A 12905-nucleotide genomic window follows, 5' to 3' on the forward strand; every position below is an offset into this window, starting at 1 on the left:
CGAAAGACCCCGCCGGTTTTTCACTTAGGCAAAAGCACTGATGTCCACTGTGGGAGCGAGCCTGCTCGCGAAGAGGCCATATCAGGCGATATCGAGTCGCCAGACACTACGCTTTCGCGAGCAGGCTCGCTCCCACAGCGACTGTATTGCCAAGGCCAACAGGACTTTTGCCGCACCATCCATCGAACCTGCTGAGCAACACCGGCAAACGTGATTTAATAGCCGCCTTTCACGGTTCCGGGACACGGGAGCAACGTGATCCGCGCGACCTGCGCGTCACCCGCCACCCACCCCCATCGCCCTTAAGTCGCTCTTACATAAGGCTGTCATGGATACGGGTTCTCGACTCAAACTAGTACGCGAAAGCTACAAACTCTCCCAGCGCGAGCTCGCCCGGCGTAGCGGTGTGACCAACGCGACCATCTCGCTGATCGAACAGAACCGCGTCAGCCCCTCCGTCAGCTCGCTGAAAAAGCTGCTCGAAGGCATACCGATGTCCCTGGCCGACTTCTTCACCTTCGACCAGCCCCCGCGCGAACACCAATACGTATTCCGCGCCAACGAACAACCCGACCTCGGCCGCCACGGCCTGCGCCTGCTGCTCATCGGCGCCTCGGTGCCCAGCCGCCAGATGCGCCTGCTCCGCGAACAATACGCCCCCGGCGCCAGCTCCGGCGAAGAGCCGATCGTGCATGCCGAAGGTGAAGAGTGCGGCTTGGTCACGCGTGGCACGGTGGAATTGACCGTGGACGGGCAGGTGAGTGTGCTGAGTGCGGGGGACGGGTATTACTTTCCGACCACGTTACCGCACAAGTTTCGCAATATCGGCGCGGATGAGGCTGAGATTATCAGCGCGAATACGCCGGCGAATTTTTGAGGGCTTGCGTTTCGCATTGCTTCATTAAGGTTGATGTTAGGAAAACGCGGGCCACATGCGGTGTTTTCCTGCGAAGCATTCCGATGCTGAAATCTTCGCAATGTCTTCGGGCGATGACCACTCGTCCGGCGTATCGCACGTTCGCCCCACAGCTTCTTCCAATGCTGTAACTCCCCACGCAAAGGAAGAGCAACCATGCTGAACCATAGATTTGCGGTGATTACCCTCGCGGCGTTGCTGTTCGGCAGCGCGCCGTATGCGCTAGCGGCTGGCGAAACGTCGACCCCGAAGGCGAGCGACGGCACCAGCCAGACTCGTGAACCGGCGTCTCCAGCCACCAACGCCGACCCGGATGCAGATTCGCTGCCCCAAGGTGGTGATGGTGGCAAAACCGACAATGGGCCGGTGCCATCTGCCTCCAAACCCACCCCTGCGGGTCAACCATCCGGTAGCAGCAGTGGGGGCAGCGGCGGTGGTTAATGAGTATGTCGTACTAGAAAGCCCGGTCATTCAAGCCGGGCTTTTTTCTGTGTATGAGAAATTGTTTTTTCGATGATCCGATGTCTCTTCCGAGATGCCGGGTCTGGTTATTTTTGCCATTCGTCAGCCCCTCTGCATTTTCGCCGCTCGCCTTATTCCAATGCATACCTTACCCCCGCAAAGGAACCGCCAACATGCGCAAATCCAACCTCGCAGCACTGACCCTGGCCACGCTGTTATCCGCCACTTCGCTCTACGCGACAGCCGCCAGCGACACCCCGGCGCCCACCGCCAACGACGGCAACAGCCAAACCAATCCGAGTGCGCCGGAAGACATTCATTCCAACGGTGCCACCGTGCCCAAAGGCACGCAGGGCAATACCACCAACAATGACGGCTCGACACCTGCGGGTTCCAAGCCCAGTGGTTCGAAGCAATCGAACGACAGCGGCACCAGCAGCGGTGCCGGTGAGGGCTGATAGTGGATTCAGAAGCCGAAAGCCCGGCATCTAGCCGGGCTTTTTATCAGGCAATCGCTGGTTACTGAAGCTATTTAGCCTTCCAGTTGCCGCCACTGTTCTCACAATCAATCTTTGCCTGCGCCAGGTGCTCGCCGTCGTAGTAATACGTGGTGACTTTGGCGTTGTCGGGCATGTTCAGCGGTTTGGCGCTTTTGTCTTTGCTGGTCGAGTGCGGGTTGGCCAGGGATTCCTGGGTGAGGCGGGCGGTGCAGGTGGCCTGGTAGTGGTCGTCGCAGCGATCGACTTTTTTCTTGGTGGCGTTGAGGGTGTCCTTGCTTTCGTTGCTGCAGGACCAGTTGATGGAGTCCACGGGCATGCCTTCGTATTCGTAGCAGCTGTGGGTTTCCACCGCTGGCACCGAGGCGCTGGAGGAGCGGGTCTGCACGTCGCAGCCTTCAGCCATGACGCAGGTGGGGATGATGGCGAACGTGGCGATCAGGAGCAGCAGTCGGGTTTTCATCGGCAATTCCTCTCCAATGGCGCCGCGTCTGATCGGTGATTTGGCGCTTGTCTGGTTTCGAGGCGGCGAGGGCGGGCAAGGTTCAATCGGCTTTGCGCTGCGCCATCTTCGCGTACACTGCGCAACAATCAGAAACATTCAGCGCAGGATTCGATTCCCATGGCCCAAACCCTCGAACGCGCTATCGCCATTGCCGCCACGGCCCACACCGGGCAGGTGGACAAGGGCGGGGCGCCGTACATTCTGCATCCGCTGAAAGTCATGTTGCGCATGCACACGCTGGAGGAGCGCATCGTCGCTGTGCTGCACGATGTGGTCGAGGATTGCGGGCTGAGTCTGGATGATTTGCGTGGGGAAGGGTTCAGCGAAGAGGTGCTGGCTGCGATTGCGGCAGTGACCAAAGTGCCCGGCGAGTCCTACGAGGACTTTGTCGATCGTGCCGCGCAAAACCCGATCGGCCGGGTGGTGAAGCTGGCGGATCTGGAAGAGAACAGCGATATCTCGCGGATCGCCTCGCCGAGTTGGGAGGATCTGGAGCGGATCGAGAAATATCGGCGGGCGATTGCACGCCTTCGCACGTAGGAATGCAAATCCCCCTGTAGGAGCTGCCGAAGGCTGCGATCTTTTGATTTTGATTTTGATTTTGATTTTGAAGATAAAGATCAAAAGATCGCAGCCTTTGGCAGCTCCAGGGGGGGCCGTAGTGTGTCAGTTGGATAGCCAGGAAGGCGAACTATGAAATCCTGGTGGTGGGCTGAATGTGGTGTTTATCCTGACGCACCATTTGAGCCAGATGGTGCTGCTGCATTTCGCGCCGGCGTTGTGAGTGCAGGTGCGGCGGGCGAGGGAGGAGGCGAAGGGCCAATCTGCATCGGATCGTTAATCCGCAGAGGCCTACAGCAGCCTATCACTCTGGGGTTGATGTGGCTGCAGCAGAGGGCGTAATGCTTACGAGACCCGAGGTGATATCGACCGCAATTTGGAAGGTACCATCGATTTCAGCCTTTAAACGCTTTCCTGAAGTGGCTTCAGCATTAAACATGATGATCTTGTATGTTTCTTCCAGAGCTTTAGTGCGGAGTTTCTTGAGGGCCGTACGCTTTTTAGTACCGAAAAACGATGGAGCAGCGTTAAATGCCTCGCCCGCAAGGCTCGCATTTTGTGAATTCGCGAAAATATCAAAGCTGTTGCGGTTTTCATTGCCAAATTCTACGACGTATTCATCAAAGGGGAAGTGCTTGTGCTTCAGCAGGGCTGCAATGCCATGAAGAATCACTAAGTCGGACATGATTCTATTTGCTGCTTCGAACAAGGAAACGTGCGGATAGGGGCCATGACCTAATCGATCCCTTTTTAACGCGAGCATGAGCTCCACTCCCGTCTTTCCGGCTATCGATGCCCCGATGACTGCAAGTTCTCGATGAAAATCTTCAGTTATCGCATCGATATTCTCTAGCGTTAACTTGCGAACGGGTTGTCGCATCAATTGCTCCATAGCGGCGGGGGGCGTTCACACTAAGATTTTGGTGAGCAACTGTCCAGAAAGCCTTATGCGTGGCCGAGCGCAATCGCGAACGAAACGACGATCATGCAGGCGAAGGCGAAGTTGAGATTCATGGGCTGTTCATCCTGAGCTTTTGAGAGTGGGGCCATTGTGAACAGGCGCAGCGCAAAGAAAAAATTCGCCGTGTTGATTGCAATGATCGAAAGCATTGATAGCCGTTGCGTTTGTATTTGCCTGAGACTTTCGCTAGTGTCGCTGAAACCTGCAACAACAAGCACAAACAGGCATAACCATGCACGACCACTCCATCGCCGAATTGCCGTCCCTGCGCCGGCAGAAAATCCTTTTGCTTCTCGAACGTGACGGCAAGGTCATGGCCTCCGAGCTTAGCCAGCATTTCGCAGTGTCCGAAGACACCATCCGCCGCGACCTTGCCGAGCTGGACAGCGCCGGACTGGTGCAGCGGGTGCATGGCGGGGCGCTGCCGCGACCGAAAGACTCGGGCAAAGATTACTTCACCCGCCTGGATGAGACCGACGAGGTCAAGGTGCGCCTGGCGCAATTGGCGGCGCAGCACATCGAGGACGGGCAGATTGTGCTGTTCGATTCCGGCTCGACCACGTTGCAGGTCGCCCGCGCATTACCGTCCGACATCCGCATCACCGCCGTGACCGCGTCACCGCTGACGGCGATTGCCTTGTCCGAATACAAGGGCGTGAAAGTGATTCTGGCGGGCGGTGAATTGAATCCGCATTCGATGTCGGCCAGTGGTCAGGAAGCGCTGCGATTGCTCGCGGGAATCAAGGCGGATCTGGCGATTACCGGTGTGTGTGCAATTCATCCCGAGGTCGGGATCACCTCGCTGCATTTCGATGAGGTGCCGATCAAACAGGCGATGCTCGACAGCGCGACGCGGGTGATTGCAGTGACCACGGCGGACAAGCTGGGCGCGGTGGAGCCGTTTGTGGTGGCGCCGTGTACGCGCCTGCATACGTTGATTACCGAGCGGCATCCGGGGGCGAATGTCGAGGATTATCGGCGGCTGGGGATTGTGGTGGAGCAGTTGCCGGATTGAATTTTGTGTGGGGTTTGAGGGCCTCTTCGCGAGCAGGCTCGCTCCCACAGGGGATCTGCAGTGAATAAATGACTTTGTAGGAGCTGCCGAAGGCTGCGATCTTTTGATTTTGATTTTTAAAAGCAGGATCAAAAGATCGCAGCCTTCGGCAGCTCCTACGGGTAATGGATCAGCGCAACCGTTCGAGCATCTGGTAATACCACATCCCCGCCGCCAGCAACGGGTTGCCCAGCAGGTCGCCCATCGGTACGCGAATGTGCTGGCACGCGGCGAAGGTGTCGAATTGCTCCATTTGCCCGGTGATCGCGCGGCTCATGATCTCGCCCATGATGTGCGTGGTGGCGATGCCGTGTCCCGAGTAGCCCTGGCAATACCAGACGTTGTCCGAGAGCTTGCCCAGTTGCGGGATGCGGTTGATGACGATGCCCATCGCGCAGCTCCACTGGTAATCGATCGGCACGCCTTTGAGCGCCGGGAATGTGCGCTCGATGCACGGGCGCAGTTCCGCAGCGATGTCGCGCGAATCCTTGCCGCTGTAGTTGGCGCCGCCGCCGAACAGCAAACGGCCGTCGGCGGTCAGCCGGTAGTAATCGAGGACGAAGCGGCAGTCGTACACGGCGAGGTCTTCGGGGTTGATCTGTTGCGCCAGATCACCGAGCGGCGCGGTGGTGACGATGCCGCCCATGGCCCGGAAAATCTTGCCCTTGAGCTGGCCCGGTTCGAGCTTGTGATAGACGTCACCGGCGAGCATCACCTGATTGGCGTCGATCTGACCGTGAGCGGTGCGCACGCCAGGTGTGTCGCCGTGAATGATCTCCAGCACTTCACTGTTTTCGAAGATCAGCACGTCCAGGCTTTCGGCTGCGCGTGCTTCGCCAATGCACAGGTTGAGCGGGTGCAGGTGCATGTTGCGGGTGTTCTTGATCGCGCCGTGGTACAGGTCGCTTTGCAGCAGGTCGCGAATCTGGCTGCGGTCGAGCAGGCTCACCTCATCGCCGAGACCTCGGCGCACGGCTTCGTCGTAGTCCTTGCGCAGATCGGTCATGTGACTCGGCTTGTACGCCGCGTGCAAATGGCCGTGTTTGAGGTCGCACTGGATCGCATATTTCTCGACGCGCTCGCGGATGATTTCATGCCCGCGCCAGCGCAGATGCCAGATGAAATCGTCCACATCATCGCCAAGTTTCGTGCGCATCTGTTTGCGCATCGCGCCGTCGCCGGAAAGGCTGCCGGTGACTTGCCCGCCATTGCGCCCGGTGGCGCCCCAGCCGATCTTGTGGCTTTCGACGATGGCGACTTTCAGGCCTTTTTCCGCCAGCTCGACGGCAGTGGCGACGCCAGTGAAACCGCCGCCGATGATCACCACATCGACCTTGTGCCGGCCTTGCAGGGTCGGGTAGTCGGTGTCCTGGTTGAGGGTGGCGGTGTAGTAGGAATTGCAGCGAATGGTCATGTCGGGGTCCACAAAAAATTCCAGGTTCGAAGTGCATTCCCTGTGGGAGCGAGCCTGCTCGCGAAAGCGGTGTGTCAGTCACCCAAAATGTTGAATGTGATGACGCCTTCGCGAGCAGGCTCGCTCCCACAGGTTCGGTGTCGGATCGTTAAGCCTCGGTCAGGTACCACCGCCAATCCTGCTCACCCACTTCAGCCATGAACTGCCGATATTCGGCACGCTTCACCGCCAGATACACCCCAAGGAATTCCTGGCCCAACGCCTCCCGTGCCCACGTGGAACTTTCCAGCGCCTGCAACGACGTCAGCCAATCGGTCGGCAGCAGTTCTTTCGCCTGGGCATAACCATTGCCCTCGACCGGTGCCCCCGGATCCAGCTCTTCACGGATGCCACGGTGAATGCCGGCGAGGATCGCTGCCGCTGCCAGATACGGGTTGGCATCGGCGCCGCAGATGCGGTGTTCGATGTGTCGTGTCGGCGCCGGGCCGCCGGGTACGCGCAGGCTGACGGTGCGGTTATCGACACCCCAGGTCGGCGCCAGTGGCGCGTAGCTGTTGGCCTGGAAACGCCGGTAAGAGTTGGCGTTGGGGCAGAACAGCAGCAGCGAATCGAGCAGCGAGGCGAGCATGCCGCCGATCGCCGTGCGCAACAGCGGTGTGCCGGCCGGGTCTTCAGAGGCGAACAGATTACGCCCCTCGGCATCGGCGAGACTGACGTGCATGTGCATGCCGGTGCCGGCCAGATCATCGAACGGCTTGGCCATGAACGTCGCCTGCATGCCGTGCTTGTGCGCCACGCCTTTGACCAGACGTTTGTAGCGCACCGCCTGATCCATCGCCTCCAGCGCATCGCCGTGTTCGAGGGTGATTTCCACTTGCCCCGGGGCGTATTCGGAAATCGCCGTGCGCGCCGGAATACCGTGCAGTTTGCAGGCGCTGTAGAGGTCGGCGAGGAACGGCTCGATCTGCTCCAGCTCGCGCAAACCGTAGACTTGCGTGTGTCGCGGTCGTCCGCCGTCAGCGTCCAGCGCTGGTTGCGGGCGGCCGTTGTGATCGCGTTTGGCGTCGAGCAGATAGAACTCCAGCTCGCACGCCATGATCGGGTGATAACCCTCGGCCTTGAGCCCGTCGATGACTTTGATCAGCAGGTGCCGAGGATCAGCGACGCTCGCCGGCAGGCCCTCGCTCGGGTGCATGCTCACCTGCACCGCAGCGGTCGGAATCTGCCGCCACGGCAGGCGCATCAGACTGCCTTGCAGCGGATAGGCGCGGCAGTCGATGTCGCCGACGTCCCAGACCAGACCGGAGTTTTCCACGTCCTCGCCTTGTACGGTGAGGCCAAGGATGGTGCTCGGCAGCGGTCGGCCGCTTTCATACACGGCGAGCAGTTCTTCTCGGTGCAACAGCTTGCCGCGCGGCACGCCGTTGGCGTCGAGGATGAACAGTTCGATCATGTCGATATCGGGGTTCTGTTCGAGGAACAGGCGTGCGTCTTCGATGGCTGCGAATTTCATGGCAAATCACTCACGGTGGCGCCGCACAGGCGCGCAGATTCGGCCGGACACGACGCGACAAAAAGGCGTAGGTGTCCCGGCAGGGATATCAGGAAAATCGGGAAATTGACTGTCGCGGTTTCAGCTCACGCGATCAGGCAGGAACGGCGATATCCGGCGGGCGTGCGGAGTGACGCAGCTTGGAGCGGCGCAGGGCCATGGGCAGATTGACGATGCGGTTCATACGCGGCCCCGGTTGCAGGGGGCGCGTACAGCAGAGACGTGCAACCTTTGAGATTGTTGTGGTGACGTACTCATAACGCGTGTTTCCGTTGGCGGAAAGCGTCGGCGGCAGGGCGGGCCCGGCAACCGGTGTGCCCGGATAGTAAGGGGGAATTTGCGCGCGTGTAAATGGAAGATTCGTCGGTGGCGCTTTCCGGCGTTTGGGCTGCTTGACCGAGTTGCCTTTTTCGCGAGCAGGCTCGCTCCCACAGGAGAATGCATTTCAACTGTGGGAGCGAGCCTGCTCGCGAATGGCCGCACCTCGATCCAGAGTCAACACGCCGAGCCCGCCGCTTCGCCATTCAGCGCAGCACGTAATCGTCCGGTTCCGGTGCGGGCGGCAACGGCGAGACGCCCAGTTCGTACAGCACATCGCGCTCCAGGGTGCGCACCAGCGCATCGGTCGGCAGATCGTTTTCATCGCGCCCGAACGGGTCTTCGAGTTCATCGGCAATCGCGTCGAAGCCGAAAAAGGTGTAGCTGACAATCGCCGTGAACAGCGGCGTCAACCATCCCAGCGATTGCGCCATGGCGAACGGCAGCAACAGGCAGAACAGGTAGATGGTGCGGTGCAGCAGCAGGGTGTAAGGGAAGGGCAGTGGCGTGTTCTTGATCCTGTCGCACACGGCCTGGGCCTGGCTCAGGCAGGTCAGGTGATTGGCCAGCAATTGATAACGCCATGGCGACAGCACACCGGCCGTTTCCAGCTCGGAACACTGGCGCCCGAGCTGATGAAGGATCTGTCCGCAGTGATCCGGCGCCTCCCCATCGATCGGCGGGCTGACCCAGTCGGCACTGGCCTGCTCCTCGCTATCTCCACGCAACCGCGCGTTCAGCGCGTGGGCGAAACCGCACAGGTTGCGCAACAGTTGCCTACGCAGGCGCGTGTCATCGATGCCTTGGGTTTCGCGCATCACCGCGCGCACCCGCAGCAGCACCTCGCCCCAGGCCTTGCGGCCCTCGTACCAACGGTCATAACAGGCGTTGTTGCGAAAGCTCAGGAAGATCGACAGCGACAGACCGAGCAGGGTGAACGGCGTCGAATTGATCTGGGCGAAGTAGCTCGGCACCAGAAGTTCGATCAGCACAATCGCCGCCGCGAGCAGTGTCAGCATCAAGGTGCGCACGGCGATGCGTTTGGCGATCGAGCCTCGGAGGGTGAACAGCACGGCGAACTGATTGGGTCTCGGTCTGACGATCATCTCGCGGTCCCGGTTGCGCGGCGAATCAGCCGCCGGTCATGTTCATGAAACGCACCACTTGCACGTCGTCGTTGACTTCGAAGTTGTGTCGATACGGCTTGAGTTTCATCGCCTCGATGATCGCGTTCTCCAGACGTTCCGGGTGGCCCGGATGGGCGCGCAACACCGCTTTGAGGTCCATCGAATGCTCGTTGCCCAGGCACAGCAGCAAGCGACCTTCGACGGTCAGGCGCACGCGGTTGCAGGTGCCGCAGAAGTTGTGGCTGTGCGGTGAAATGAAGCCCAGGCGAATGTTCGGCGCTTCGGCCACGCGCCAGTAGCGCGACGGCCCTTGCGTCGATTCGGTCGAGTCGATCAGGGTAAAGCGTTCGGCGATGCGTTCGCGCACTTGCGCGCTGGAGTAGAAGGATTCGGCGCGGCTGTGTTCGGCGATCGCGCCCAGCGGCATTTCTTCGATGAAGGAAATATCCAGATCACGCTCGATGGCGAAACTGACCAGATCGTTGATCTCGTGATCGTTGCGGCCCTGCATCACCACGCAATTGAGCTTGGTACGGGTGAAACCGGCGGCACGCGCGGCATCGATGCCGTCGATGACCTGCGCCAGATCGCCAGTGCGGGTCAGCTCTTTGAAGCGCTGCGGATCGAGACTGTCGAGGCTGATGTTCAGGCGCTTGACCCCGGCGTCGAACAGCGGCTGGGCCAGTCGGCCCAATTGTGAGCCGTTGGTGGTCAGGCACAGTTCACGCAGGCCGGGCAGGGCGGCGATCTGTTCGCAAAGTTGCACGACACCAGGCCGGATCAGCGGCTCGCCACCCGTGAGGCGGATCTTGCGCGTGCCGAGGGCAACGAAGCTTTGCGCTACCTGGAACAGCTCTTCGAGGGTGAGGATCTGCTGGCGCGGCAGGAACTGCATGTCCTCGGCCATGCAATACACGCAGCGAAAATCGCAGCGGTCGGTGACCGACAGGCGCAGATAATCCACGTGGCGGTTGTGACCATCGATCAATTCACGCTGTGTCATGGGCTCGCCTCGTGGATGTGGAGCGCCGCCAGCGGGCGCAGATCGCGCAGGGTAGGCTGCGCTCGCCACGCCGTCCAATCACTCTGGCTGACCGAGTGATTGACGGCGTCGATGATGCCTTACGGTGCGCCAAACATTGCCGTCCAGTAAATGCCGGCGTTGCTTTTCGGGTCGGTCGCGTAGGCGGCGCCCAGTTCCTGATATTGCGGATTCATCAGATTGGCGCAATGGCCGGGGCTGGCGAGCCAGCCGTCGACGACCTTGCCGACGGTGTCTTGCCCGGCGGCGATGTTCTCGCCGACCAGTTGCCCACTGTAACCGGATAGCTCGGCGCGGTCGCCCGGCGTGCGGCCGTCGCGGTCCTTGTGGTCGAGGTAATTGTTGTTGGCCATGTCGCGGCTGTGATCCTGAGCGACCGTGCCCAGCGTGGCGTTCCAGGCCAGCGGTGCTGCCGCCGCGAAGGACTGGCCGCCGCACTGGCGCGCCTGGCTGCGCGCGGTATTGAGTTGCGTCAGCAGCTTTTGCCCTTCGCTTTGTGCATCGCCGAGTTTCGCCGTCAGCAACGGCCGCGCGAGAACGATGCGCCAGTCGCGGTCGACACGGTTGACGCCGATATCGACGAACTGCGGATCGAGCACCACCTTACAGAAGCTTTCCTTGATCGCCTGCATCGCCGCCGCCGCATCGCGCGGGCCGTTGAGGGTGATCGCCTGCACGTTGACCATCGGGTAGTGGGCGCTGGTCATGGCCTGCTGCAGATCGACCGCGCCGCTGGCGGGCAGGCGCAGACGTGGATCGGCCGACAGCGGTGGCAACTCGTTTGACGCCTGCGTGCCGCAACGCTGCGGCTGGCTGCGATAGCTGTTGATCGATTCGATCAATTGCAATTCATCGGCGGCCAGCGCCGAGGTGGCGAACACCACGCCCAGCGACAGTGCGGCACAACGCAAAACGGACGGCAAGAAGCGCATGGAAATCTCCCTTGAGCTGAATGCGCCCATGATGCGCGAAAGGCCCCCGTTGAGTGAATGTGTTTTTCTTTGCGGCGGATTTTTTTCTGCGCTGGTGTGCCCGTGCATTTGCTCGCTACACTCTGCGAAGACCCCGCAAACCGGGCGTCTCACCGACGTAACATCTTGCCCCGGGCGGGCGCTGACGGAAGAACCGACATGGGATCGAAAGGCTTGGCGGGCGGTTTGTTGTGGATCTTTTTGACCGGCGCAGCATGGGCCGGGGCGCAGGCGCCGATCGAGGCCAAGGCCGAACAGAAAGCCGAGGTGCTCGAAGAGAAAGCAGCGGATAAAGTCAGCGCTGCTCCGGCGCCGAAATCCGAGGCCATCACCCCGACCGAAGCGCAGGCGGTGGACCCGGCCGGCGCCGCGCCGCTGGACGATCCGCTGACCTGTCTGGCGCGCAGTATCTATTGGGAAGCCAAGGGCAAGGACACCCCGGAAATGGAGGCCGTCGCCAGCGTGGTGATGAATCGCCTCGGCCACGATGGCTTTCCCGACACGGTGTGTGCGGTGGTCAAGCAGGGTTCGGAAAGCGGCAATTGCCAGTTTTCCTGGTGGTGCGATGGCAGGCCCGATCAGGTCAAGGAAGACGCCGAATACGCGCTGGCCAAGGAAATCGCCGGCAAGGCGTTGAACCGTCAGCTCAAGGACCGCACGCGCGGCGCCCTGTATTTTCACGATCGCGGCGTGCACCCGAGCTGGGCCAAGGCCTATCGCAACACCGCGCAGACCGGCAGGTTCCTCTTCTACAAACCCGCCGGGGGCGACGCGCGTTAACTGGCGTGGGTGTTGAGAATGCTCGCCACCTGCTGCGGCTGGCAGTTCAGGTAAGGTGACTTCTGCAACCAGCGTTGATCCGGGTACCAGGAAAACATGAACTGGCCGTTCTTCAGGCGATCGATCACCTGTTTGGCGATCTGCGGCCGCACGGCGGGGCAACCCTGACTGCGGCCGATACGCCCCTGACGCTTGCTCCACAGCGGGTTCACGTAACTGGCGGCATGAATCACGATCGCGCGATCACGGGCCAGATCATTGAAACCGGGTTCCAGACCATCCATGCGCAGCGAATAGCCGTGAGTACCTTCGTAGCTTTCCTGAGTGCGGAACAGACCGAGGCTGGACTGATAACTGCCTTCGCGATTGGAAAACTGCGTGGCGAAGTTTTCCCCGGAGTTTGAACCGTGGGCAACCAGATCACGCAGCACCAGTTTCTTTTTGCTCAGATCGAAGATCCACAGGCGGCGTTCGGTGGACGGTTGCGAATAATCGATGATCGCCAGATGCCGCGAGGGTTTCGCGCCGTTGTTGACCGCGCATTGCATGGCGTTCAATGCACCTTTGAGCGCTTGGGGATTGAGTTCCGGCGCGGCGTGGGCGAGGCTGTTGTAGAGAACCGGCGATGGCTTGCCGGCGGCAAATACTGGGCTGGTCACGGCGACAAGGGTCGCGGTGCTCAACAGAAGTCGGCGCAAAAACGTCAACATTTTATAAAGTGTCCTCAACTTGCTACATAAACGGC

15 protein-coding genes are annotated in these 12905 nt (G+C 60.5%); 6 read left to right on the forward strand and 9 right to left on the reverse strand.

Going from position 1 to position 12905, the window contains the following annotated elements:
* The first annotated feature begins 328 nt into the window (after positions 1-328).
* From KVG85_RS04595 to KVG85_RS04605, 3 genes are all read left to right on the forward strand, one after another.
* Positions 329-877, forward strand: a complete 549-nt coding sequence (locus tag KVG85_RS04595; protein WP_011333561.1) for a cupin domain-containing protein — start codon at positions 329-331, stop codon at positions 875-877.
* Positions 878-1072: 195 nt separating this feature from the next.
* Positions 1073-1357, forward strand: a complete 285-nt coding sequence (locus tag KVG85_RS04600; RefSeq protein WP_217863092.1) for a hypothetical protein — start codon at positions 1073-1075, stop codon at positions 1355-1357.
* Positions 1358-1551: 194 nt separating this feature from the next.
* Positions 1552-1836 carry a hypothetical protein gene (locus KVG85_RS04605; RefSeq protein WP_073471230.1) on the forward strand — a complete coding sequence of 95 codons (285 nt, stop codon included), beginning with the start codon at positions 1552-1554 and terminating at the stop codon, positions 1834-1836.
* Between the two features lie 70 nt (positions 1837-1906).
* Here the strand turns inward: KVG85_RS04605 and KVG85_RS04610 are convergent, their stop codons facing one another.
* The gene (locus tag KVG85_RS04610) at positions 1907-2338 is read right to left on the reverse strand and encodes a hypothetical protein (protein WP_076563430.1); all 432 of its coding nucleotides are present in this window, start codon (positions 2336-2338) and stop codon (positions 1907-1909) included.
* A 159-nt stretch (positions 2339-2497) separates the two neighbouring features.
* Here KVG85_RS04610 and KVG85_RS04615 point away from each other — a divergent pair, with 159 nt between their 5' ends.
* Complete coding sequence (locus tag KVG85_RS04615; protein WP_217863093.1) at positions 2498-2920, forward strand: HD domain-containing protein; 423 nt, start codon at positions 2498-2500, stop codon at positions 2918-2920.
* Between the two features lie 325 nt (positions 2921-3245).
* On the opposite strand, the gene KVG85_RS04620 is transcribed toward KVG85_RS04615, so the two are convergent.
* Entirely contained in the window at positions 3246-3821 is a 576-nt protein-coding gene (locus tag KVG85_RS04620; protein ID WP_217863094.1) for a hypothetical protein, read from the reverse strand.
* A gap of 65 nt (positions 3822-3886) precedes the next feature.
* Positions 3887-4051, reverse strand: coding sequence for a hypothetical protein (locus KVG85_RS04625; RefSeq protein ID WP_217863095.1), 165 nt, complete (start codon positions 4049-4051; stop codon positions 3887-3889).
* Between the two features lie 83 nt (positions 4052-4134).
* Between KVG85_RS04625 and KVG85_RS04630 the strand changes: the two genes are divergently transcribed.
* Entirely contained in the window at positions 4135-4917 is a 783-nt protein-coding gene (locus KVG85_RS04630) for a DeoR/GlpR family DNA-binding transcription regulator (protein ID WP_041480916.1), read from the forward strand.
* A gap of 169 nt (positions 4918-5086) precedes the next feature.
* Here KVG85_RS04630 and KVG85_RS04635 read toward each other — a convergent pair whose 3' ends face one another.
* The 5 genes from KVG85_RS04635 to KVG85_RS04655 all read right to left on the reverse strand — a co-directional run bounded on the left by KVG85_RS04635 (position 5087) and on the right by KVG85_RS04655 (position 11341).
* Positions 5087-6370, reverse strand: a complete 1284-nt coding sequence (locus KVG85_RS04635) for an NAD(P)/FAD-dependent oxidoreductase (RefSeq protein WP_217863096.1) — start codon at positions 6368-6370, stop codon at positions 5087-5089.
* 148 nt (positions 6371-6518) lie between these two features.
* The gene (locus tag KVG85_RS04640) at positions 6519-7883 is read right to left on the reverse strand and encodes a glutamine synthetase family protein (RefSeq protein WP_217863097.1); all 1365 of its coding nucleotides are present in this window, start codon (positions 7881-7883) and stop codon (positions 6519-6521) included.
* A gap of 563 nt (positions 7884-8446) precedes the next feature.
* Positions 8447-9346, reverse strand: coding sequence for a bestrophin family protein (locus KVG85_RS04645; RefSeq protein WP_217863098.1), 900 nt, complete (start codon positions 9344-9346; stop codon positions 8447-8449).
* Positions 9347-9371: 25 nt separating this feature from the next.
* Positions 9372-10370 carry a GTP 3',8-cyclase MoaA gene (moaA, locus tag KVG85_RS04650; RefSeq protein ID WP_217863099.1) on the reverse strand — a complete coding sequence of 333 codons (999 nt, stop codon included), beginning with the start codon at positions 10368-10370 and terminating at the stop codon, positions 9372-9374.
* Between the two features lie 119 nt (positions 10371-10489).
* Positions 10490-11341: a CAP domain-containing protein gene (locus KVG85_RS04655; RefSeq protein ID WP_217863100.1), complete on the reverse strand. Its 852-nt coding sequence runs from the start codon at positions 11339-11341 to the stop codon at positions 10490-10492.
* A 198-nt stretch (positions 11342-11539) separates the two neighbouring features.
* On the opposite strand from KVG85_RS04655, the gene KVG85_RS04660 reads away from it, so the two are divergent.
* Positions 11540-12160, forward strand: coding sequence for a cell wall hydrolase (locus tag KVG85_RS04660; RefSeq protein ID WP_130929693.1), 621 nt, complete (start codon positions 11540-11542; stop codon positions 12158-12160).
* On the opposite strand, the gene KVG85_RS04665 is transcribed toward KVG85_RS04660, so the two are convergent.
* A complete protein-coding gene (locus KVG85_RS04665; RefSeq protein ID WP_016775166.1) occupies positions 12157-12870 on the reverse strand; it encodes a murein L,D-transpeptidase catalytic domain family protein in 714 nt (237 codons plus the stop codon). The two genes, KVG85_RS04660 and KVG85_RS04665, sit on opposite strands and share 4 nt — an antisense overlap.
* Between the last annotated feature and the right edge of the window lie 35 nt (positions 12871-12905).

Source organism: Pseudomonas triticicola (assembly GCF_019145375.1).
Lineage (GTDB): Bacteria > Pseudomonadota > Gammaproteobacteria > Pseudomonadales > Pseudomonadaceae > Aquipseudomonas > Aquipseudomonas triticicola.

What these genes read in the sequence shown, in the direction of transcription:
- KVG85_RS04595 (WP_011333561.1), top strand. Translation starts at nt 329, where the DNA reads ATGGATACGGGTTCTCGACTCAAACTAGTACGCGAAAGCTACAAACTC.
- KVG85_RS04600 (WP_217863092.1), top strand. Translation starts at nt 1,073, where the DNA reads ATGCTGAACCATAGATTTGCGGTGATTACCCTCGCGGCGTTGCTGTTC.
- KVG85_RS04605 (WP_073471230.1), top strand. Translation starts at nt 1,552, where the DNA reads ATGCGCAAATCCAACCTCGCAGCACTGACCCTGGCCACGCTGTTATCC.
- KVG85_RS04610 (WP_076563430.1), bottom strand. Translation starts at nt 2,338, where the DNA reads ATGAAAACCCGACTGCTGCTCCTGATCGCCACGTTCGCCATCATCCCC.
- KVG85_RS04615 (WP_217863093.1), top strand. Translation starts at nt 2,498, where the DNA reads ATGGCCCAAACCCTCGAACGCGCTATCGCCATTGCCGCCACGGCCCAC.
- KVG85_RS04620 (WP_217863094.1), bottom strand. Translation starts at nt 3,821, where the DNA reads ATGCGACAACCCGTTCGCAAGTTAACGCTAGAGAATATCGATGCGATA.
- KVG85_RS04625 (WP_217863095.1), bottom strand. Translation starts at nt 4,051, where the DNA reads ATGCTTTCGATCATTGCAATCAACACGGCGAATTTTTTCTTTGCGCTG.
- KVG85_RS04630 (WP_041480916.1), top strand. Translation starts at nt 4,135, where the DNA reads ATGCACGACCACTCCATCGCCGAATTGCCGTCCCTGCGCCGGCAGAAA.
- KVG85_RS04635 (WP_217863096.1), bottom strand. Translation starts at nt 6,370, where the DNA reads ATGACCATTCGCTGCAATTCCTACTACACCGCCACCCTCAACCAGGAC.
- KVG85_RS04640 (WP_217863097.1), bottom strand. Translation starts at nt 7,883, where the DNA reads ATGAAATTCGCAGCCATCGAAGACGCACGCCTGTTCCTCGAACAGAAC.
- KVG85_RS04645 (WP_217863098.1), bottom strand. Translation starts at nt 9,346, where the DNA reads ATGATCGTCAGACCGAGACCCAATCAGTTCGCCGTGCTGTTCACCCTC.
- moaA (WP_217863099.1), bottom strand. Translation starts at nt 10,370, where the DNA reads ATGACACAGCGTGAATTGATCGATGGTCACAACCGCCACGTGGATTAT.
- KVG85_RS04655 (WP_217863100.1), bottom strand. Translation starts at nt 11,341, where the DNA reads ATGCGCTTCTTGCCGTCCGTTTTGCGTTGTGCCGCACTGTCGCTGGGC.
- KVG85_RS04660 (WP_130929693.1), top strand. Translation starts at nt 11,540, where the DNA reads ATGGGATCGAAAGGCTTGGCGGGCGGTTTGTTGTGGATCTTTTTGACC.
- KVG85_RS04665 (WP_016775166.1), bottom strand. Translation starts at nt 12,870, where the DNA reads ATGTTGACGTTTTTGCGCCGACTTCTGTTGAGCACCGCGACCCTTGTC.